Source organism: Streptomyces sp. NPDC014894 (assembly GCF_043080985.1).
Classification (GTDB): domain Bacteria; phylum Actinomycetota; class Actinomycetes; order Streptomycetales; family Streptomycetaceae; genus Streptomyces.
On the sequence record NZ_JBIBWD010000008.1, the window covers coordinates 1 to 19,814 of the forward strand.

General features: G+C 73.9%; 23 protein-coding genes. 12 read left to right on the forward strand and 11 right to left on the reverse strand.

What is annotated here, in order from left to right:
- Window positions 1–392 (reverse strand): alcohol dehydrogenase catalytic domain-containing protein (locus ACF089_RS19790; RefSeq protein WP_392028197.1); only part of this gene is annotated, 392 nt, incomplete at its 3' end.
- 685 nt (window positions 393–1,077) lie between these two features.
- On the reverse strand, window positions 1,078–1,542 hold the full coding sequence (locus tag ACF089_RS19795; protein ID WP_392028199.1) for a MarR family winged helix-turn-helix transcriptional regulator: 465 nt from the start codon (window positions 1,540–1,542) through the stop codon (window positions 1,078–1,080).
- A gap of 122 nt (window positions 1,543–1,664) precedes the next feature.
- Between ACF089_RS19795 and ACF089_RS19800 the strand changes: the two genes are divergently transcribed.
- Window positions 1,665–2,558: an LLM class flavin-dependent oxidoreductase gene (locus ACF089_RS19800; RefSeq protein ID WP_392028201.1), complete on the forward strand. Its 894-nt coding sequence runs from the start codon at window positions 1,665–1,667 to the stop codon at window positions 2,556–2,558.
- Window positions 2,559–2,572: 14 nt separating this feature from the next.
- Entirely contained in the window at window positions 2,573–3,199 is a 627-nt protein-coding gene (locus tag ACF089_RS19805) for a YceI family protein (RefSeq protein ID WP_392028203.1), read from the forward strand.
- 44 nt (window positions 3,200–3,243) lie between these two features.
- Here the strand turns inward: ACF089_RS19805 and ACF089_RS19810 are convergent, their stop codons facing one another.
- The gene (locus ACF089_RS19810) at window positions 3,244–3,978 is read right to left on the reverse strand and encodes a hypothetical protein (protein WP_392028205.1); all 735 of its coding nucleotides are present in this window, start codon (window positions 3,976–3,978) and stop codon (window positions 3,244–3,246) included.
- A gap of 340 nt (window positions 3,979–4,318) precedes the next feature.
- Here ACF089_RS19810 and ACF089_RS19815 point away from each other — a divergent pair, with 340 nt between their 5' ends.
- The 4 genes from ACF089_RS19815 (at window position 4,319) to ACF089_RS19830 (ending at window position 6,790) form a co-directional block, all read left to right on the forward strand.
- Window positions 4,319–4,705, forward strand: a complete 387-nt coding sequence (locus ACF089_RS19815) for a hypothetical protein (RefSeq protein WP_392028207.1) — start codon at window positions 4,319–4,321, stop codon at window positions 4,703–4,705.
- A 72-nt stretch (window positions 4,706–4,777) separates the two neighbouring features.
- Window positions 4,778–5,035 carry a hypothetical protein gene (locus ACF089_RS19820; RefSeq protein ID WP_392028209.1) on the forward strand — a complete coding sequence of 86 codons (258 nt, stop codon included), beginning with the start codon at window positions 4,778–4,780 and terminating at the stop codon, window positions 5,033–5,035.
- A 16-nt stretch (window positions 5,036–5,051) separates the two neighbouring features.
- Complete coding sequence (locus ACF089_RS19825; RefSeq protein WP_392028211.1) at window positions 5,052–6,476, forward strand: hypothetical protein; 1,425 nt, start codon at window positions 5,052–5,054, stop codon at window positions 6,474–6,476.
- Window positions 6,477–6,502: 26 nt separating this feature from the next.
- Window positions 6,503–6,790, forward strand: coding sequence for a hypothetical protein (locus ACF089_RS19830; protein WP_392028213.1), 288 nt, complete (start codon window positions 6,503–6,505; stop codon window positions 6,788–6,790).
- Window positions 6,791–6,845: 55 nt separating this feature from the next.
- Here ACF089_RS19830 and ACF089_RS19835 read toward each other — a convergent pair whose 3' ends face one another.
- Complete coding sequence (locus tag ACF089_RS19835; protein ID WP_392028215.1) at window positions 6,846–7,568, reverse strand: N-acyl homoserine lactonase family protein; 723 nt, start codon at window positions 7,566–7,568, stop codon at window positions 6,846–6,848.
- A 140-nt stretch (window positions 7,569–7,708) separates the two neighbouring features.
- Between ACF089_RS19835 and ACF089_RS19840 the strand changes: the two genes are divergently transcribed.
- Window positions 7,709–8,176, forward strand: a complete 468-nt coding sequence (locus ACF089_RS19840; protein WP_392028217.1) for an SRPBCC family protein — start codon at window positions 7,709–7,711, stop codon at window positions 8,174–8,176.
- Window positions 8,177–8,331: 155 nt separating this feature from the next.
- Window positions 8,332–8,772, forward strand: a complete 441-nt coding sequence (locus ACF089_RS19845; protein ID WP_392028219.1) for a nuclear transport factor 2 family protein — start codon at window positions 8,332–8,334, stop codon at window positions 8,770–8,772.
- A gap of 62 nt (window positions 8,773–8,834) precedes the next feature.
- Here ACF089_RS19845 and ACF089_RS19850 read toward each other — a convergent pair whose 3' ends face one another.
- The 3 genes from ACF089_RS19850 to ACF089_RS19860 all read right to left on the reverse strand — a co-directional run bounded on the left by ACF089_RS19850 (window position 8,835) and on the right by ACF089_RS19860 (window position 10,985).
- The gene (locus ACF089_RS19850; RefSeq protein WP_392028221.1) at window positions 8,835–9,356 is read right to left on the reverse strand and encodes a hypothetical protein; all 522 of its coding nucleotides are present in this window, start codon (window positions 9,354–9,356) and stop codon (window positions 8,835–8,837) included.
- Between the two features lie 192 nt (window positions 9,357–9,548).
- Entirely contained in the window at window positions 9,549–10,289 is a 741-nt protein-coding gene (locus ACF089_RS19855; RefSeq protein ID WP_392028223.1) for a class I SAM-dependent DNA methyltransferase, read from the reverse strand.
- A 60-nt stretch (window positions 10,290–10,349) separates the two neighbouring features.
- Complete coding sequence (locus ACF089_RS19860; protein ID WP_392028225.1) at window positions 10,350–10,985, reverse strand: TetR/AcrR family transcriptional regulator; 636 nt, start codon at window positions 10,983–10,985, stop codon at window positions 10,350–10,352.
- Between the two features lie 85 nt (window positions 10,986–11,070).
- Here ACF089_RS19860 and ACF089_RS19865 point away from each other — a divergent pair, with 85 nt between their 5' ends.
- Together ACF089_RS19865 and ACF089_RS19870 are read left to right on the forward strand one after the other, a co-directional pair.
- The gene (locus tag ACF089_RS19865) at window positions 11,071–11,736 is read left to right on the forward strand and encodes a class I SAM-dependent methyltransferase (RefSeq protein WP_392028227.1); all 666 of its coding nucleotides are present in this window, start codon (window positions 11,071–11,073) and stop codon (window positions 11,734–11,736) included.
- Complete coding sequence (locus ACF089_RS19870) at window positions 11,733–12,044, forward strand: hypothetical protein (RefSeq protein ID WP_392028229.1); 312 nt, start codon at window positions 11,733–11,735, stop codon at window positions 12,042–12,044. The genes ACF089_RS19865 and ACF089_RS19870 overlap by 4 nt, the downstream gene beginning before the upstream one ends.
- 58 nt (window positions 12,045–12,102) lie before the next feature.
- On the opposite strand, the gene ACF089_RS19875 is transcribed toward ACF089_RS19870, so the two are convergent.
- From ACF089_RS19875 to ACF089_RS19890, 4 genes are all read right to left on the reverse strand, one after another.
- The gene (locus ACF089_RS19875; protein ID WP_392028231.1) at window positions 12,103–13,008 is read right to left on the reverse strand and encodes an SAM-dependent methyltransferase; all 906 of its coding nucleotides are present in this window, start codon (window positions 13,006–13,008) and stop codon (window positions 12,103–12,105) included.
- A gap of 171 nt (window positions 13,009–13,179) precedes the next feature.
- Window positions 13,180–14,283: an NAD(P)-dependent alcohol dehydrogenase gene (locus ACF089_RS19880; RefSeq protein WP_392028907.1), complete on the reverse strand. Its 1,104-nt coding sequence runs from the start codon at window positions 14,281–14,283 to the stop codon at window positions 13,180–13,182.
- Window positions 14,284–14,285: 2 nt separating this feature from the next.
- Window positions 14,286–15,686, reverse strand: coding sequence for an aldehyde dehydrogenase family protein (locus ACF089_RS19885; RefSeq protein WP_392028233.1), 1,401 nt, complete (start codon window positions 15,684–15,686; stop codon window positions 14,286–14,288).
- 8 nt (window positions 15,687–15,694) lie between these two features.
- Entirely contained in the window at window positions 15,695–16,450 is a 756-nt protein-coding gene (locus ACF089_RS19890; protein ID WP_392028909.1) for a (5-formylfuran-3-yl)methyl phosphate synthase, read from the reverse strand.
- 445 nt (window positions 16,451–16,895) lie between these two features.
- Between ACF089_RS19890 and ACF089_RS19895 the strand changes: the two genes are divergently transcribed.
- Window positions 16,896–18,581, forward strand: a complete 1,686-nt coding sequence (locus ACF089_RS19895) for an amidohydrolase (protein ID WP_392028235.1) — start codon at window positions 16,896–16,898, stop codon at window positions 18,579–18,581.
- Window positions 18,582–18,613: 32 nt separating this feature from the next.
- Window positions 18,614–19,387 (forward strand): LuxR C-terminal-related transcriptional regulator, encoded by a 774-nt coding sequence (locus tag ACF089_RS19900; RefSeq protein ID WP_392028237.1) that lies wholly within the window; start codon window positions 18,614–18,616, stop codon window positions 19,385–19,387.
- Window positions 19,388–19,814 lie beyond the last annotated feature (427 nt).

Sequence of the window (19,814 nt, forward strand, 5' to 3'; positions counted from 1 at the left end):
AGCGGGAACGACAGCGCGCAGTACGCCGGACTCCCGGTCAGGCAGGGGGTGCACCGGCCGCACGACTGGTAGGACATGACCACCCGGTCGCCGGGGGCCACGGTGGTCACGGCGTCGCCCACGCGCTCCACGATCCCCGCGCCCTCATGGCCGAGGACCGCGGGCAGCGGGGTGGGCAGATGCTGGTCCCGGACATGGAGGTCGGTCTGGCACAGGCCGGCGGCCACGACTTTGACGAGCACCTCGTCGGGCCTCAGTGCGGTGTCGAGGACGAGGCCCTCGAAGGCGAACGGGCCGCCCTTCTCCCGCACCACCGCCGCTCTGACGGGGGTGGTGGCGGGGCCGGGGGCCTTCGCTGTCTGCGGGGAGGGCGAACCCTGCGCTGACGCCATGATCATTTCTCCCAACCGGACACGCGCCCCGGGCGGCGGACCTGACCGGTCACGCGGGGGCGGCGGTCCTTCGGCCGCCCGGCGGGCGGCGCGCTACGGAATGCCGGCGAACCGTGAGAGCGGGGTCCCAGTGCGACCCAGACCCTCATTTAGTTCGTTCTGCAACGAACCGTACGCCTTGCCGACGCGACGGTCAAGCGATGACGGATCCACCCCGCTCCACCCAGGCGCGAGAGCCGATCGGGGCTGATATATTTCGTTGCGAAACGAACTGGATCGCGGATCTCGCGACCTTCGGAACGCCCCCGCCCGACGTCGGTACGCCGGCCGTCCACCCGCCCGCTCCCCCGCACGCGACGCGGGCGCGCCGCCCGACCAACGTCTCTCCGAAAGCCCCGCCCCGCATCCCGGGCGGGGGCCGCGCACCCGGCGAGGAGGAGGAATCCGCATGCCCGGCGCCATCAGGGACGGTCGGCCGCACCGGCCCGGGGACGGCCGACGACCGCCGCCGCAGCGACTCGCCGCGCGGACCCCGGCGGCCGAGCGCGCGCGGAGACCGGGCCGCTCGGGACCTACGAGCGCCGCACGGCGTACCTGCGCCGCCCGGGCGGCCGGATCCGTGCGCGCGCGGAGACCGGGCCTCGCGGGGCCTGCGAGCGCCGAGCGCCCGCACGGTGTGCGGGCGCTACGCGCCGTCCGGGCGGCCGGGCCCGTCCTCGTACGCGGCGACGCGGACCCGGCGCAGGAAGTCCGCCACGGGCGCCTCCTCGCCGGGGAGGAGATGCCGGGCGAAGTGGCGCTCGATCCCGGCGAGGTGGATCCGGGACGCCTCGGCGAGCCGGTCCCGGCCCCGCCGGGTGAGCACGGCGCGCACGACGCGCCGGTCGTCCGGGGAAGGGCGGCGCTCGACGAGTCCGGCCCCGGCCATCCGCCCGGTGAGCCGGGTCAGTCCCCCGGTGCTGTAGACGACGGACTCGGCGAGATCGCTCATCCGCATCCGGCCGCCGGGGGCCTCGGCCAGCCGGAGCAGCACGTCGTACTGCGGGAGCGTGAGACCGGTGCTCCGGTGCATCTCCCGCTCCATCGCCCGGGTGATCCGCGCGTGGGCGAGGACGAGGTCCGTCCAGGCGTCCAGCGCCCGCCGTTCCATGCCGCCTCCCGTTCCTCCCGCCCCGAGAAATATATCTTTTCCGGCAATAGTTGCATCAGCAGACAATTCATTCTCGCGCCGACCGGCCCCGCGCCGGGCGCTTCACCCACAGGAGAGCGATCATGGGCATTCCCGCCGGTTCCGTCGGCGTCAACATCGACCCCTCCGCCTCGGGCTCCGCGGCGGCGCTGCGGCTGGCCCGGTTCGCGGACGACTCCGGGATCGACTTCGCCGGTGTGCAGGACCACCTCTACCACCCCGAGTTCCTGGACGCCTGGACGCTGGTCAGCACGCTCGCGGCGAGCACCAGCAGGCTGACCCTGCTGCCCAATGTCGCCAACACCGTGCTCCGCCTCCCCGCGCCGCTGATGAAGGCCGCCAACACGCTCGGCCATCTCAGCGGCGGCCGGGTCGCCCTCGGCGTCGGCGCGGGAGCCTCCGCCCCCGCCATCGCGGCCTACGGCGGCCCCGAGCACACCCCCGGCGAGGCCGTCGGCGCCTTCGAGGAGGCGCTGACCGTCATGCGGGCGATGAGCGACCCGGAGCAGCGGTCCGTCCGCTTCGACGGCGAGCACCACCAAATCCGCGGGGCCCGCCCGGGACCGTTCCCCGAGCGGCCGGTGCCCCTCATGGTCGGCGCGTACCGGCCGCGGATGCTGCGGATCACCGGCCGCCTCGGCGACGGCTGGCTGCCCAGCAACGGCTACGCGCCCCCGGAGCTGATCCCCGGCATGCGGAGCGTGATCGACGAGGCCGCAGAGGCGGCCGGCCGTGACCCGCGCTCCATCCAGCGGATCTACAACGTCATGGGCACCGTCACCGGCGAGGGCACTCCCGCCTCCGACGGGAAGGGCGTCGTCGGGCCGCCCGGATTCTGGGTGGACACCCTGCTGCGCTACCGCGAGGAGCTGGGCTTCGACTCGTTCCTCTTCTGGCCCGTCGACGCCGACAGCGAGAGCCAGGTCGCGCTCTTCGCCGAGCACGTCGCGCCCCACATCCGTACCCGCACCCCGTAAGGACCCCGGCAGTCATGAGCACCACACCCGACACCGCCCCTCGGGCGGCGCGGACCCTCGACGTCCCGCCGCCGGGGGTCTGGCACCTGGATCCCCTGCACTCCAGCATCGGTTTCGTCGCCCGCCACCTCGGATTCGTCCGGGTCCACGGACGCTTCACCGACGCCGAGGGCACCCTCACCGTCGCCGACCCCGTCGAGGAGACGACCGCGCGGGTGCGGATCGCCGCCGCCACCGTGGACACCGGCGTCCCGGCCCGCGACAGGCATCTGCGCTCGCCCGAGTTCCTCGACACCGCCCGGCACCCCGTGATGGAGTTCCGCGGCCACGGGGTCCGCCGTACCGAGGAGGGCTGGGCGATGGACGGGGACCTCACGGTCGCGGGCGTCACCCGCGCCCTCACCCTCGACGGGCGGTTCCTCGGCGAGGACGTCTATCCCTTCACCGGCGGCCGCCGGCTGGGGTTCACCGGGCGCGCCGCCGTCGACCGCGGCGACTTCGGCGTCTCGGGGCTGCCTCCGCTGCCCGGGGCCCGGATCTTCGTCGGCGCCCTGGTCGACATCACCCTCGACATCAGCATGATCGACCACGACATCCAGCCCTTCAACGAGCAGCTCCTCGGACGCCCCCAGGCGCTCTGAGCGCCTCCCGCCGAGAAGGCCCGCCCCTCCTCGGGGGCGCGGGCTCAGACTCCCGGCGGGAGGGTCGCGTCGGCGTTCGTGTCCATGGCCATCCGGTTCCGGTACGCCAGCGCGTCCGGGTACCGGGTCACATAGCGGGCCCCGATCAGCCGGTAGCGGGGATTGCCGGTGTGCAGCATCTCGTGCTGCTCGGCCGCCGTGCCGAGGACTCCCGTGCCGGGGGCGCGGCTCTCGGCGGTGAGGAAGTCCGCGAACGGCTCGGCGTGCGCGGCCAGTTCATGGTTGAGGATCTCCACGATCGCGCCCTCCTGGAGGGTCTGGTCGGTGACGGCCACCGTCACGGCGAGGGTGAGGGCGTCGTCCGGGTGGGCGGCGAGCCAGTCGCTCAGCGCGGCGGCCGTGCGATCCGTCAGATCGTCCGGGTTCGCGGGGTCCGGCCTGCCCCGGTACAGCCTGGTCGAGCCCTCCGGCAGCCGGCCGGCGCCGCCGGTGACGATCACATCGGTACGGGGCGTCCGCGCGAGCTTGGACAGCAGCGCCTCGGCCGGCCCGGGCCACAGCCCCCATCCGGCGTCCGCCGCCCCGGCGGGGCGGTCGCACTCCCGGAAACGGGCCTCGGCCTCCTGGAAGACCCGTACCGTCTCGGCGTCCCGGCGGGCCTTCGCGGCCATGGTCCGCTCGTACCGCCGCGCCTCGCCGGGATCCTCGAAGGTCTTCTTCGGCCCGGCGGCCCAGGAGGCCCCCACATCCCTGAATCTGCCCGTGAAGATCAGTGCCATCGTGTCTTCCCCCCGAGACCTCGGGTCCGGACGCCCCCGCGTCCGCGGCCCGTGACGGATCCTGTCACGGCACGGCCCCCCTGCGGGCGGGAACGCCCGGAAGCGGGCACGGTCGCCCCTGGTCCGGGACCGCCGGCGCGCGCGTCCCAACGGCCCCGCCCGCGAGACGCGTTGACGGGATCCGTCCCGGGAACCCTGGCGGACGCGTGCCCTCACCACATGCCAAGAGGTGCGCGATGTTCTAATATGTGCGATATGAGTTGGTCTCTGGGCCGGACATCCGGACGCCCGGCCCAGAGACCTCCTTCGCGTCACTTCGCGTCACGGAAAGGCGGTCGAGATGCCTTCGCCGTCCGTCGAGAACGCCGGGCCGGTCGCCCCCGTCGACCGGGCCCGGGTCGAGGCCGTGCTCTCCTCCCTGGCGAGCAGGCTTCCCGCGGCAGCACGATCCGTCCCCGGGCAGATCCTCTTCCGGCTGACCGGACCCGACGTCGACTTCGCCATCCGGACCGACGACGACGGAGCCCGCTTGGCCCCGCCCGACCGGGACCCCGCCGGTCCGCCGCTGATCGAGGTGGTCGGCGACGCCGCGACCGTGTGCGCCGTGCTGACCGGCGAACGCGACGCGCGGCGGCAGTTCTTCGAGGGCGGCTTCCGGGTACGGGGGAATCTCCGGCACATGAGCGATCTCGCGCTGGAGCTGGGACTGATCAGCACACCGCTGTGAGCGGCGGGGACGGTCGCCGCACCCCCTTCGCGGCACCGCGAGTTCATGGAACGACGAGCGAGGAGGCGTCCCATGGCGCAGACCACCGGGCTCGTACAGAAGATCTCCACCCTCTTCCGGAACGGCCCGTCCGCGTGCGCCTGGGTCGGCCCGTCACCCGCGAACGCGGTGATGCTCAATGTCGTGAGCGACGGCTCCCCGGCGGGCGTCGCGTACGCCAACGCCCTGATCGACGTGCTCACCGGCGCGATGACGCACCGCCGCGAAGTCGTCGCCTTCTTCGAGGAGTCCGGCTCGAAGATCACCGGCGTGAATATCGAACCGGTCTGACCGGGAGGTGTGAGCGATGGCGTCCTCTCAGGGCCGGGTGCTCAAGACGAGTGCGCAGCCCGCCCAGTCCGGGCCGGGCGGCGCCGTGTGCTTCTGGATCGGCGCGTCCCTGAGCGACGCCGCCGTCTGCTCGGTGGGCATCCTCGCCGACGACGATCCCGCCGAACTCGGCTTCAAAAGGGCCGCGCTGAAGACGCTGGCCGCGGCCCAGACGGCGGACTACCAGGTGATCGTCGAGCATCCGGACGACAGCGGCACGGTCACCCGGGTGACGCTGCTCTCCTACGATCTGTCGCCCGTCGGACCGGCGGTGCACCGCGACTTCTTCTCGGTCTGCGGCGGCGGCATCCCCCAGAACGCCGAGTTCGTGTTCGAGTCCGCCGCCGTCGAGGTGACCGTCACTCCCCAGCTGGTCCGCCCCCACTGGGCCTTCCTCTCCGAACTCCCCACTTCCGTGCCGACCGGCCGGAACACCGTCCGCCTCCAGGCCCCGGGCTACCGCACCCAGGCCGTGCCCATCGAGGTGTCCGCCGGACCCCGGACGTCGGTCCGCACGCTCTACCCCGGAGCGCCGAAGACCTCCCCGTACACCATCGCCTTCGTCGCCAACCCTGCCATCGAGGCACAGAACGGCGGAACGGTGCGCGCGGACCCCGCGGTGATCAACCGGACCGACTACCACGACGTGGTCCGCTACAGCCTGACGAACCTCTTCGCCCAGGAGGAGGACCTGCTGCGGGACGCGGACGTCGACGCGCAGATCCGGCTCGTCGCCGTCTGCGACGCGGCCCTGCCCGTGGCCGCCGGGAACGCGCTCGCGCACGAGATCTCCGGCGGCACGATGGAGACCCGCCGGGACCGGCTGAACGACTTCCTCGCGCAGTACGACATCGTCGCGGACTACGTCTCCGTACTGCACGACTCGGCCACCCATCTGCGGGCCAGCGCCTGGTACACGAGCGACGACCCGAACAGGCCGTCCACCTTCTTCACCTACGGAGGCGGCGAGTTCGGCCACGGCCACTTCGCCCGGGTGCCCGGCAGCTCGGCCATGCCGGTCACGACGGACCAGCGCGGACTCACCGCCATGCACGAGTTCTGCCACGCGGCGTCCGACTTCGACAACGGCCGGGTGTGGGACCTGTATGTGAACGGCGGCAGCGGGGGCTTCGACGTCAACTCCCACTCGCGCGCCGCGAGCACCGACCCCATACCGGTGGACTTCGCGTTCTACAACGGATTCTTCTACCAGAGCGACCGGACCCGGGACGGCCTCGGCTACCCGGCGGACTGGGTCTCGTACCACCCCGCCCTCATCGACACGACCCGCCCGAACCTCATGGACGACTACTGGCAGGCCGACTTCCCCCTCCGCTGCCGCCTGGACCGGCTCACCCGCGGCTGGCTCGGGAGCAGACTGCACGCCAAGATCTTTCGCTGAACCGCCGAAAGACGGGAGACGGGACTGTGGAACCGCTGCACCCCGAGCTGAGGCAGGCGCTCAAGGAGACCCACCCCGGGCTCACCGACGAGGACATCGACCGGGTGGAGGAGCTGAGCGCCAAACGGTTCGGCGTGGACCCGGAGCGGCAGCCGCGCGACCGGGCACGGCTCGACGACGAGGTCGACGAACTGATGGCGCGGCTCATGCCGCACTACTCCGAGGTGGTCACGGCCTTCGCCCAGCGGCGCACCCGCGGCCGCCCGCCCGCGCCCGAGCCCCGGGTGCGCTTCAAGTCGCCCGAGGAGTCCTGACTCCGGCCTCCCCCGGATCCGGCCGTGCGGTACGCGGCGGCCGCGTGCCGTGTCGTCACCCCGGCCCTCCCCGGCCGCCGTCCGGGGGCTCCCACACCGAGCAGTCGTGGGCGAAGAGCACCCTGCGCGGGTCGAAGTCGGCGAGCCGGTCCAGCCAGCGCGGAAAGCCGGGCAGCGGCTGCTCCGCTCCCTCCAGCGCGGCCCGGCGGGCCGACTGGTCCGACGCGAACTCGGACGCCAGGTCGTGGGCCTGCCCGGCGAGGACCACCGAGCCGTCGCCCCGGCGAAGGACCAGCGACTGATGGCCCGGCGTGTGCCCGGGAGTCGTAATGATCCAGACACCGGGCCGGATCTCCGCCTCCCCGGCGAGTTCCTCGTAGACCGCGCCGGGGAAGTCCACGAGCCCCTCGACCGTGTGGCCGCCCCGCCGGGCCGCGGCCAGTTGGGCCTCCTGGACCAGGATCGGCGTACCGGGCAGCAGGGGATTCCCTCCGCAGTGGTCGAAGTGCAGATGGCAGTTCACCACGAGCGAGACCTCTTCGAGCCCGACCCCTGCCGCCGACAGCGCCTCCCGCAGCCCTCGCCGCCGGGGCCGGTAGTACGCCTCGGTCCCCGGGTCGGCGACGCCGATGCCGGTGTCGAAGAGAATCACCCCCCGGCCGTCCCGCACCAGATAGGCCAGCACGGGCTCGACCCGCGCCCGCGAACCGCCCGCCTCCGCCGCCGGCCGAACGAAGTACCCCAGATCGAGCCGGCGCACCGCCGTGTTGCTCCCCATCCGCCCATAATCACAGTCCGGCGCCGCACCGTCCGGTCCGCTCTTCCGAGAGCAGAGTCCGGGGCTGTCCCGCGCGGGGGCCTCGGCTTCGACAGCGCCGCGCCCGCCCGCGGTCGTCACAGGTGTCCTAGAGTCGGGCCATGGACAGGACCGATCGCGTGGACCGGGTGATCGCGGCGTCGCGGGCGAGCGTTTACGGTGCGCTGCTCGACCGGGAGGCGCTGGAGGCGTGGCTGCCGCCGGAGGGGATGCGCGGGCGGATCGAGTGGTGGGATCCCCGGCCGGGCGGCGGGTTCCGGATGGTGCTGACGTATCTCGATGCGTCCGGCGGGCCGGGCAAGGCCTCGGGGGCGACGGATGTCGTCGATGTGGAGTTCGCCGATCTGGCGCCGTCGGAGCGTGTGGTGCAGCGGGCGGTGTTCGAGGCCGAGGACCCGTCGTTCGCGGGCGTCATGACGATGACCTGGGCGCTCGCCGACGCCGATGGCGGGACCAGGGTGACGGTCACGGCCACGGATGTGCCGCCCGGCATCGGGCAGGGGGACCACGAGGAGGGGATCGCCTCCTCGCTGGCGAATCTGGCGTCGTACGTCGAAGCGGCCGGCTGAGTCCGACCGGGCGCGCCCATGCCGTGGGGGCGGCGGTCGGCGGGCGGGGCGGGGCGGGGCCATGACGTCCGGGGTAATCGACCGCGTTCCGCTCCCCCGGCAGGATCGGGGACATGGGCGGGGAACCCCGCCCGCCGCGGCCCGAGGAGAGCGCCATGACCATCACTCCCACCGTCACCGACGCGAGTTCCGCCGCCGAGGCGACCCGGGCCGTCGTGCGGGAGTTCCTCGCCGCGCGGCTGGCCGGGGACACCGGGCGGCTGGTGGCGCTCTTCGCCGACGAGGTGGACTGGCTGCTGGCCGAGAACCCCGGCGTGCCGTGGATCCGTCCGCGGTCCACCGCCGCCGATTGCGCCGCCCAGGCGGCGGAGTTGACGGAGCACACCGTGCCGGAGGACGCGCGGGCCACGGTCGACCTCTTTCTCGTGGACGGCGCGGACGCCGTCCTGACCGGGCGTCTGTCGGGGACCGTACGAGCGACGGGCAAGTCCTTCGAAGGCCCGTTCGCGCTGCATCTCACCGTGGAGAACGGCCGGATCACCCGGCACCGCCTCTACGAGAACAGCCTGTCGATCGCCGGGGCCTGCGCTCCCTGAGAACGCGGCCGTACGGGAGCGGGCGGCGCGCCCGCGCCGCCGTGTGTCCGGCCAGGTGCGGATCATGGCCCTGGGGACGGGCCCCGGACCTCCCGAAAGCGCGGGGCCTCGTCGTCGGGGACGTCCGGCGAGGCGAAGTGGAAGGGCACTCCGAGGTAGTCGGCGAGAGCCCGGCCGGCCTCGGCCGCGGCGGGGGCCGGCGCGGAGCCGCCGGGTCCGTGATGGACGGTCGCCAGACTCCCTTCTCCGGCCGGCCGCTCCAGAACCGCCACCAGCAGCACGAACCAGTCGTGGACGGTATCGCCGTCCCAGACCGCCTCGACGGCGGTCACCCGGCCGGGGAGGGCGGCGGCACGGGCCGCGAGGGAGCGGACGTCGAGCGGGTCGGGCGGGCGGAAGCGGACTCGATCGCCCAGCGCCTCGTAGCGCTTGTGAACGACCAGTTCCGCCTCGTGCAGGCCGAGCCCCAGCGGCCGCAGCGCCTCCCAGACGGCTCTGACCGCCGCCATCCGGCGGTCGCTCGACACCTGCGCGTCCACCTCGCGACGGGTCCGTTCCTCCAGGAAGGCCCACCAGCCGCTCATACGCCTCCGATCCCGTTCCGCCGAGCCTGTCGTGAGCCGAATCCGCGCCGTCGCGGTACGGCCCGGCCCGGCCGTCCATCCGGCGCGCCGTCAGTCCGCCGCGCCCGTCAGTCCGTCGCGTCCCTCCGTTCGCCGCGCCGACCCGCTGACGCGGAGAGCGCGTGCCCGCCTCATCGGGGCGGCGCTCCGGCGTCAGCCGACGGGCTTCTCCCAGACCGAGACATGCCGAGTGCTCTCACTGGTGAACGGCTCCCTGGTCCATCCGTCCCACCGCTCGCTCAGCGTCATCCCGGCCAGCTGGGCCATCAGATCCAGCTCCGAGGGCCACACATAGCGGAAGGGAATCGACGACAGCTCACCCCGGCCGTCGACGAACTCGATGTAGTTCGAGCTGGTCGCCTGGGTGGCGACGTCGTAGACGTCCACGGCCCATCGTTTCCGGCTCACCTCGAACGGCACGGCGTTCTGCCCGGCCGGGAGCTTGCGCAGTTCGGGAATCATCACCTCGACGACGAAGCGGCCACCGGGCGCCAGATGGGCCGCGGCGTTGCGGAAGCACGCCACCTGCTCCGCCTGCGTCGTCAGATTCATGATGGTGTTGAAGACGAGATACGCGAGGGAGAACGTCCCCTCCACCCGCGTCGTCGCGAAATCCCCGATCGTGACGCCGATCGCGTCACCGCCCGGCTTGGCGCGCAGCCGGGCGGCCATCGCCCGTGACAGGTCGATGCCGTGGACCGGGACCCCGCGCCGGGCCAGCGGCAGGGCGATGCGTCCTGTCCCGATCCCCAGCTCCAGGGCGCGTCCGCCGCCGGAGAGACCCGCCAGGAAGTCGGCTGTCGCGTCGACGACGCCGGGGGCGAACATGTCGCCCTCCTCCTGGTCGTAGACCGCTGCGACACGTTCTCCGAAGTATCCGTCCCGATCGTCCATGGCCAGACCGTACTGACGGGGGCCGGCGCGGCGCACGGGATTTCTTTCGGCCGCCACGGCTCAGTCGGCGGTGGTGAGGGTCTCCAGGGTCATGCTGGTCAGGTCGGCTTCCAGTCCGCCGGCGTCTGGCATGACGGTGGCGCGGAAGGCGCGGGTGGCGAGCATCGACAGCAGCCACCAGGCGGCGGCCTCGGCGTCGATGCCTCCGCGGACGCCGCCGGCGGCCTGGCCCTGGCGCAGCAGGTCGGCGAGTTCCGCGGCGAAGCGGCGCAGGCACTCGCGGGCCGCTTCGCCGACCGCGGGATCGGCGGTCAGGGTCGAGGCGTCGGCGAAGAGGAAGCCGGCGGCCCCGGGGCGGTGGAAGTGTTCGACGTGGGCCGGTTCGAGGAAGCGGGCGAGCACCTGGGGCACCTCCTCGCCGCCTCGGGCCGCTTCGCGCAGGGTGTGGCAGACGGAGGCCACGGCGCGTTCCAGCACGGCGGCGTAGAGGGCGGGCTTGCTTCCGAAGTTGTTGAAGATCACCGGTTCGCTCACCCCGGCGCGGGCGGCGACGAGCGAGGTCCTGCCCCGCAGATAGCCGGTCTCGGTGAAGACCTCCGTGGCGGCGTCCAGGATCGACGCGCGCCGCGCCGCGGCGGTCAGTCGCTTGCCGCGCTGCGGCTTGGCCGGCTCGGCGGGCGGTGGGGAGGCGTTCACGCCGTTCAGCGTATAGCAGCCTCTCGACAACTTAGTGACGACTAAGATACGACTGTACTTAGTCACGACTAAGTAAGGAGTGGGGATGGATCTGCGGCATCTTCTGCACGGCCGTCACGACCCCTCGGCGCCCGGCGCCATCGGACGGGCCCGCGCCTACGAGGCCCTTTCCGCCGTGGTGCTGGCCGGGCGGCGGCGACGGACGTACGGGCGGCTGGTCGAGCTGAGCGGGGCCGGGCCCTCCGAGCGGGTCCTCGACATCGGCTGCGGCACGGGCTATCTCGCCGGTCTGCTGGCTCACGCGGTGGCCCCGGGCGGGACGGTGACCGGCGTCGACCCGGCGCCCGCGATGATCGACTACGCCCGTCGCCACGCCCGCCAGGACCACTGCGAGTTCGTGCGCGGGGTGGCCGAGGAACTGCCCCGCGCGGACGGATCCTTCGATCTCGTGGTCTCCAGCCTCGCCTTCCACCACATTCCCGAGGACCGGCGAGAGCGGGCGCTCGGGGAGATGTTCCGGGTGCTGCGGCCGGGCGGGCGGCTGCTGCTCGCCGACTTCCGCCCTCCGCGGGGGCGGGCGGCCCTGCGGCTGGTCGGCGCGACCGTCGGCCCGGTCATGCGGGACAACCGCGTCGACCTCCTGACGCCGATGGTGCGCGGCGCGGGCTTCACCGTGAGCGCGTCGGGCGAGCTGCGCCCCTTCCTGCACTGGGTACGGGCGACCAGGCCGGCCGGGGCGCCGGCCCGGTGAGCCGCGGCCCGCGCCGGGGCGGCGTGCTCCACACGGTCCTCGCGCTGATCCTCGCGGGCGTCGCCTGGCACCTGTGGCGAGGAGGATCGGGCGGTCCCGCCCTCGCCGTCGTCGCCCTCGCGGCGCACGGCGGGGCCGTGGCGCTGGGGTACTGGTGGCTGCGCCGCCGATTCGGCCGGACCGTCCCCCGCTCCGGCCCGGACCGCCGGGAACCCGGCCGCCGGGGCCCGCACCGCCGGTGCCCGGGCGGTCAGCGCGTCCGACGCGCCGGTCCGGCGGGCTCCACGGGCGGGCGGCGGCGGACGTGACTCCGCGCCGGGCCCCGGGCGCCGTACGGTCCGCGAGCCCGGGCGCCCGGCGGCGGGTTCACGGCCGGGGCCTCACCGCGAACACCCATCGGTTGCCCTCCAGCGCGTCGTTGGGCTCGGGCAGCGGGCCGCGTCCGAGGCGACGAGTGTGGTCGAAGGGGAGGTCCACCGAGACGGACCAGCCCCTGTTCGCCAGACCGCCGGCGGAGTCCGGCCGGGGCTCCCTGGCGAACAGTTCGAGCAGGTCGATGCCCAGCCGGCGGGTGGTCTCCGTGTAGAGCGGGCTGTCGCGGTACTTCAGCAGGTCCTTCTCCAGCTTGACCTCGAACGCCAGAGCGCTGCCCGCCGCGCTCAACCGGTGCACCGTGTCGATGAGATACGTCTCGGCGGCCGCCGGCAGATAGAACAGCAGACCCTCGGCCAGCCAGACGCTCGGTGCGGCCGGGTCGAAGCCCGCGTCGGCCAGCGCGCCGACCCAGTCGGCGCGCAGATCGAACGGGACCGGCACACGCGTGGCCCTCGGAGCGGCCGACAGCCCGTCGAGCACCCGGTGCTTGAAGGCGAGCACCCCCTCCCGGTCGATCTCGAAGATCACACTGCCGGGAGGCCAGTCGAGCCGGAACGCCCGGGCGTCCAGCCCCGCCCCGAGCAGCACCACTTGGCGGGCGCCCGCGCGCACCGAGCGGAGGAGGAAGTCGTCGAGGACCCTCGTACGCAGACCGAAGTAGCGCGCGAACCGTCCCCACAGCGGATCCGCGTCCCCGCCCGGGACCTGCTCCGGGCGGACCGGCCAGCCGGCGGACGCGGGGGCGGCGCGTACGAAGTGCTCCGCGTAGACGTCCCGCGCCAGGCTGTCGTGGCGGTGTGTCTCGAGCGCCCGGGCCGCGGCGACCAGGAGAGCGGTCAGACCGACGCCTCCTTCCACGCCGTCGACGCCGGTGTTGTGCGGCACGGTGCTGACCACATGCCCTCCTTGGGGCGAGTTGTCGGGGTCGCGGACGGCGGGGCGTCCGCCGGACGGATCAACGGTGCGCGGACGACGCCGAGGGCTCCGGGCCCGTCGGCGAAGGAGCGCCCCTCGGCGCGCGGACCGGCCGAGGAGCGCCGGGGCCGCCGGCGGGACGGCACGGCCCGTTCACCGGCCTCCCCCTCCCGGCAGCAGGACGGGTTTGACCACGCGGCCCGCCTCGCAGTCGCGTTCGGCCTCGTTGATGCCGGCGAGCGGATAGGTACGGATCAGCTCGTCGAAGGGGAAGCGTCCGGCCCGCCAGAGCCCGATCAGCCGGGGGATCAGCAGTCCCGGCACCGCGTCCCCCTCGCAGATGTGGGAGATCCTCCTCCCCCGGTCCAGCGCGCCCGGTTCGAGCGGCAGCGCGGTGTGGAGCCGTGCGACCAGACCGAGGTGACCGGTCGGGCGCAGGGCCAGGAGGGCGTCGTTGATCAGCCGGGCGGAGGCCGTGGTGTCGAGCGCGTACCGCGCGCCGCCGTCGGTCAGCCGCCGGATCCGGCCGGGCAGATCGGGCGACGAGGCGGGCAGCGGGATCGCGCCGAAGCGCTCGGCGAGGGCCAGGCGTTCGGGTCGCCGGTCGACGGCGACGGTCACCGCGCCGGAGGCGGCGGCCGCCATCACCGCGGCCAGGCCGACCGCTCCCGCGCCGAGCACGACGACGGTGTCGCCGGGCCCGGCCGCGAAGGAGTGGAAGACCGCTCCGGCGCCGGTGAGGAAGCCGCAGCCGAGCGGCCCGAGCAGTTCGACGGGGAGCGTGGGGTCGACCCGTACGGCGTTGCGGGCCGGGACCATCGCGTACTCGGCGAACGAGGACTGGCCGAACCACCGGGGGGCCAGCGCGATCCCGGCCGCGTCGGTGAAGCGGTCGGCGTTCTCCTCGCGCCCTCCGAAGAGATTGAGCGCGGTGAAGGAGTCGCAGTAGGCCGGGGCGGCGGCCAGGCAGTTCCGGCAGTGCCCGCAGGAGTCGAAGCTCAGCACGACATGGTCGCCGTCGCTCAGGCCGGTGTGCGGGCCGCCCGTCGCGACCACGACCCCGGCCCCCTCGTGGCCGAGCACCGCCGGGAGCGGTGAGCGCCCCGCCGAACGCCGGACCGCGAGATCCGTGCGGCACATTCCGCAGCCCGCGATCCTGACCAGGATCTCGCCGTCGGCCGGACCCGAGCCGATGATCACCTCCTCGACGGCGAACGGGCTCTCGGGCGAGCGCAGTACGGCCGCGCCGAATCTCATCGTCATGACTCCCCATCGAGCCGGTGCACGACAAACGGCCTGAGGTTTCCGTAGAGCCCCCAGGGGCCGCCCGCGACCCCGACGCCGCTCTCCTTGATGCCCGCGAAGGGCTGGGCCAGGGACAGTTCGGCGTGGTGGTTGACCCAGGCCGTCCCGCACTCCAGCCGGCCGGCCACCGTCTCGGCCAGATCCGCGTCGGTCCCCCACACCGAGCCGCCCAGCCCGAAGCCGGTGCTGTTGGCGGCCTCGACGGCCTCGTCGAGATCCCGGTACGGCAGCACGGGCAGCACCGGGCCGAACTGCTCCTCCGTCACCACCGGGCTGTCGGCCGGCACATCGGCCAGGATCGTCGGGGCGTGGAAGTACCCCGGCCGGTCCAGCCGGCGCCCGCCGGCGGCGGCCCGGCCGCCGTCGGCCAGGGCGCGGGCCGTGTAGCGCTCGACCCGGGCCAGTTGGGGGGCGTTGCTGACCGGTCCCAGCTGGGTGTCCGGGTCGAGGCCGGCGCCGACGACGGCGGTCCTCGCGCGCTGGGCGAGGGCCTCGACCACGTCGGAGTAGAGCCGGGCCGGGGCGTAGACGCGCTTGACCGCCATGCAGATCTGCCCGCAGTTGCGGAACGCCGCCCAGAACAGCCGGTCCGCGATCCGCTCGACGTCCACGTCCTCCAGCAGGACGGCGGCGTCGTTGCCGCCCAGCTCCAGGGTGACCCGGGCGAGCGAGGCCGCCGCGCCCCCGGCGACGGCCCGCCCGGTGGCGACGGAACCGGTGAAGGTCACATGGCGGATTCCCGGGTGGGAGGCCAGACGGGCGCCGAGGGGCTCGTGCCCGGTGACGATCGTCAGCACGTCCTCGGGGAGGGCGGCGGAGAGGACGGACCCCAGCAGCCGGGTGGAGAGCGGGGTGAACGGGGAGGGCTTGAGGATCATCGTGTTGCCCGCGGCGAGCGCGGGCGCGAACTTCGCCGAAGCGAGCTGGAGGGGAAAGTTCCAGGGGACGATCGCGGCGACGGGCCCGAGCGATCGCCAGCGGATCTCGCTGCGCACCGGGCGGCCGTCCGCGATGGGCCGGGGCCCCGCGTCGAGCCGGGCGAAGTAGCGCATACGGGCCGCCGTCCGGGCGACCTCCGCGGCGGACTCGGCCAGGGGTTTGCCCTGCTCACGGGTGAGCAGCGGGGCGAGGTCCGCCTCGGCCGCCGCCACGGCGTCGGCCGCCGCGAGCAGCGCGGCGGTGCGGGCCGCGGGGTCGGCCCGCCAGCCGCGCCAGGCCTCGTGGGCCCGGGCGACGATGGCGTCCAGCTCGTCCGGCCGCTGGTCGGGAGCCTCGTCGAAGGGCTCGCCCGTCGCCGGATCGAGGACGGCGAAGCGCTCTTGGCGGGGCGCGGGGCGGGTTCGGTGCGCCGGCATGCCCGCGGTCAGCCGGCGGCGGTGACGGCGGCCGCGTGTTCGCGGGCGTGCCGGTCCATCTCCGCCCGGAAGGCGGCCACCAACCGCGGCTGAATCCTTCCCGCGGTGCGGTCGCCGCCCTCGCAGACCGCCCCGCGCACCCCCACGATGTCGGTGCCGATACGGGTCAGCGCGCCGAGGTCGCCCGCCTTCACACTGCCCGCGAGGGCGGCGAGCAGACCGGCGTCGTGGGCGCGCCGGACGAACTCCGCGCAGACGTCGGGCGGCACATGGTCGAACAGCCGGGTGCCGTCCTTGACCGCGGTGTCGAGCATCGCGGCGTCGGAGCCTGACCGGCGGGCGATGTCGGGCAGCGCGAGCGGGTTGACGCAGCCGATCCGGTGGGCGTCGGCGTACCCGGAGGCGACGACGAACGCGTCCGGCCGGTAGTCCTTGACCGCGCGGACGACTCCGCGCATGACGTCGACGGCCTGCTCGGGCGTGGTGCACCCGTAGAGGCCGACCTTGATGTACGTGGCTCCGGAGACGGCCGCGCCGAGCGCCGCCTGGGCCACCGTGCCGGGCTTGTACGGCACGTCTCCCACGGTGGCGGAGACGGGCTTGTCCTCCGGCACCGCGTCGCGGATCGCCCTGATGACCCAGGGGTAGTTCGCGCCGAGCGAGCCCTCGTCGGGCTTCTTGACGTCGACGATGTCGAGATGCTCCGCCGCCTTCGCGCAGTCGAGAGCCTCCTCGACGCTGTCCGGAGAGATGAGAAGCAACAACACGGACCCCTTCCGCCGCGTGTTCACCTGGCCGGGGACAGGTGTGCGGAGTCGTTTGGATCACTTGCGGTCCGCTCATCATCACGGCGGGTCGTGACCGCCGGTAGGGCGCACGAGGTCCGCACAGAACCGCCGAGGTGTAAAGCGTGTGCGCCGTGTGCGCCGGTACAGACCAGAGCGAATCCTTCCGAACCGGCGCGCGGTCTCTCGGGGACCGCCGAGGCCGGCGGTCGGGCCGGACGGCCGCGCGGGCGGGCGGGCGGCCGGGTCCGGGTCGCGCACCCGTCGTCGGGGCCGGGCCGGGCATCGGGGCCGGGCCGGGCATCGGTGGAATGACCGATGTGCGCGAGGGGGCGGCGCGGCCATAGTCCTCGGGAGATCGTTTGCGGGCGGCGACGGCGCGCCCCGATCGTGGAAAGGCTCTTCTGTGGACATGTATGCGGACATGGTGTTTCTCGACGGCCGCGTGGTCACGGTCGACGCGGAGTTCTCCGTCGTCTCGGCCCTCGCGGTGACCGGTGGGACCATCAGCGCCGTCGGCGGACGGGAGGACGTCGAGCCGCTCATCGGTCCCGACACCCGCGTCGTGGACCTGCGGGGAGCGACCCTGCTTCCCGGCATCAACGATTCCCATCTGCACGGATGCGCCTTCGGCATGTCGACGCCGCCGCTCTCCGTCGACCTGAGCCACCCCGCCGTCTCGTCCCTCGCGGATGTGGCCGAGGCGGTGCGGGAGGCCGTCGGGACCCTTCCCGACGGGCAGTGGATCACCGGGCACGGCTGGGACACCGGCTACCTCGCCGAGTGCGTCGCCGATCCGTCCCGGCAGCCCTCGCGGCACGACCTGGACGCCGTGAGCCCGGACCGCCCCGTGGTGCTGTACTCCTTCTCCGGGCACGCCACCTGGGTCAACTCCAAGGCGCTGGAGCTGATCGGCGTCGACCGGCACACCGTCGCGCCGCCCGGCGGGGCCATCGTCGCGGACGAGGCCGGGGAGCCGACCGGGCTGCTCCACGAGGGGGCCCAGGCGCTCATCCAGAACGCGCTGCCGCCGCTCAGCCGGCAGGAGCGGACCGAGGCGATCAGGTCGACCCTGGCCACGCTCGCCCGCCTCGGCGTGACCAGCTACACCGAGCCCGGGCTCGGCCCCGGCGGCGACGGCATCATGCGGGGCGCGCTCGGCGCCGAGACCCTCGACGTCTACCGCGGGCTGCTGGCCGACGGCGAGCTGACCGCCCGCCTCGGCGTCCTTCTGCTGCCCACCGGAATGACGAGCACCGCCGAGGAGTTCGCCCGTGCCCTCGCCGGAATCGGCGACGTCGGCGACGCCGATCCGCGCCGCCTCGCGATCCACGGGATAAAGATCTTCGCCGACGGCATCGTCCCCAACAAGACGTCCTGGATGCACGAGCCGTACGTCGGCGGCGGCTGCGGCTCCCTGTGCGTCGGCGGCGACACCGACGCCGAGCGGGTCGCCGAGATCGAGACCATGATCCGGCACGCCCACGCCGCCGGGCACCAGCTGGGCGTCCATGTCACCGGCGACCGGGCGAGCGACACCGTCGCGGACGCCTTCGCGGCGGCCGCGGCCGAGCACCCCCGGGCCGACGCCCGCCACTACATCATCCACGGCGACTTCCTCACCGCGCACAGCATGAAGGTGCTGGCCGCGCACGACTTCGGCGTCAATATGAACCCCACCATCAAGTGGACCGTCGCCGACATGGAGGAGGAGTTCGTCGGCGCCGGGCGGGCCGCGTACGCCTGGCCCTACCGTGACGCCATCGACGCCGGCGTACGGGTCGCGAGCGGGTCCGACGCGCCCGTCACCCACCCGGACTGGCGGCAGGGCGTGGCCACGATGGTGCTGCGCGAGTCGAAGGCCGCCGGCCGGGTCAGCGGGCCCGAGCAGCGCATCGGGCTGGCCGAGGCGATCCGTACGTACACGATCGCCGCGGCCTGGCAGGACTTCGCCGACGACTGGAAGGGCTCCCTGGAGCCGGGCAAGGTCGCTGACCTCTGTGTGCTCGACGGGGATCTGCTCGCCGCCGACCCGCACGACATCCCGGAGATGCCCGTCGTGCTCACCGTCGTGGACGGGCGTGTCGTGCACGACACCCTCCAGAATTGACGTGTGCGCTTCGCTGTCAGCATCCTTGGACGATGACAGCGAAGCGGAGCACGGCGGACATTCTGGACGCTGCCGTCCAGGTCCGTGAGGCCGCCAGGAGCGCCACGAGCGGCGCGGCGGGCGTCGACACGGTCCTGACGGCGCTGTCGGAGGTCATGGAGTACGACCACGCCTCCCTGGCGCGGTGGGATCCGCTGCGCGGGCGTCACACCACCCTGGCCGGGAGCTATCCGGACGACGCCACGGCCTATATCGAGACCCGCCTCCACCACGACCCGGTTTTCCCCGTGCTCCGCAGCCCGGCCCGTGGCGGTCTCTGGCTCAGGGACGTCCCCTCGCACCTCCTCGCGGCGTCCCCGGGCTTCCAGGAGGTGCTGGACCCGCTCGGCATCGAGGACGGCGTGGCCCAGTGCCTGTTCGCCGCCGACGGCCGGTACGTCGGCATGCTGAACGTCAGCACCCGCCGGCCGCGGCGCGCGCCCGATCCGGTGCGCGCCGTGGTCACCCTGCTCTCCGAGTCCCTCGCCGTGACCGTCGACCACCGCGCGGGCCCGCCGGCCGAGCCCCTCGCCGAGGCCGCCCCCGCCGGGGACGCGCGGCGGCCCGGCGGACTCTCGCCCCGGGAACTCCAGGTGCTGGGCGAGCTGACCGCCGGCCGCACCAACCGGGAGATCGCCGAGCGGCTCTACATCACCCCGCGCACCGTGGGGACCCATATCGAGCACATCCTCGCCAAACTCGACCTCCCCAACCGCGCGGCCGCCGCGGCCCGAGCCGTCGCCTGGGGCGTCGGCCCCTCCCTCTGACACGGGCCCGCCTCCCGGCGAGGTCCCCGCACGGGCACGGGCACAGGCACGGACACGGCCGGACAGGGCGGGCGGGTCCCGTCAGGATCCGGCGGCGGGCGCGTCGCGGAGCCGTACGGTCGGCGTGCCGCGTCGCGGCGCGGACGACGGGCCCGAGCGGACCGCCTTCGAGCGGGGCGCGTTCCCGGGCGCGGACGGACGACACCCGGAATCCGCCGGTCCGCAGCGGTCGACGGTAGACGTACCGTGCCGCCCGCCCGCGCCGGTGTTCCGTCCCACGACGCGCCGGGACGGTTCGTCCCGACAGACCCGACGGTGACATCGGTCCTCGCGCCGCCGGTGCGGAGGTGACCGCGGCGCGCGACCCGACGCCTCGGCCGGGGACCTCGTAACGCCGGTCGGTCGGGCAGCGATCGGCGAATCGCTC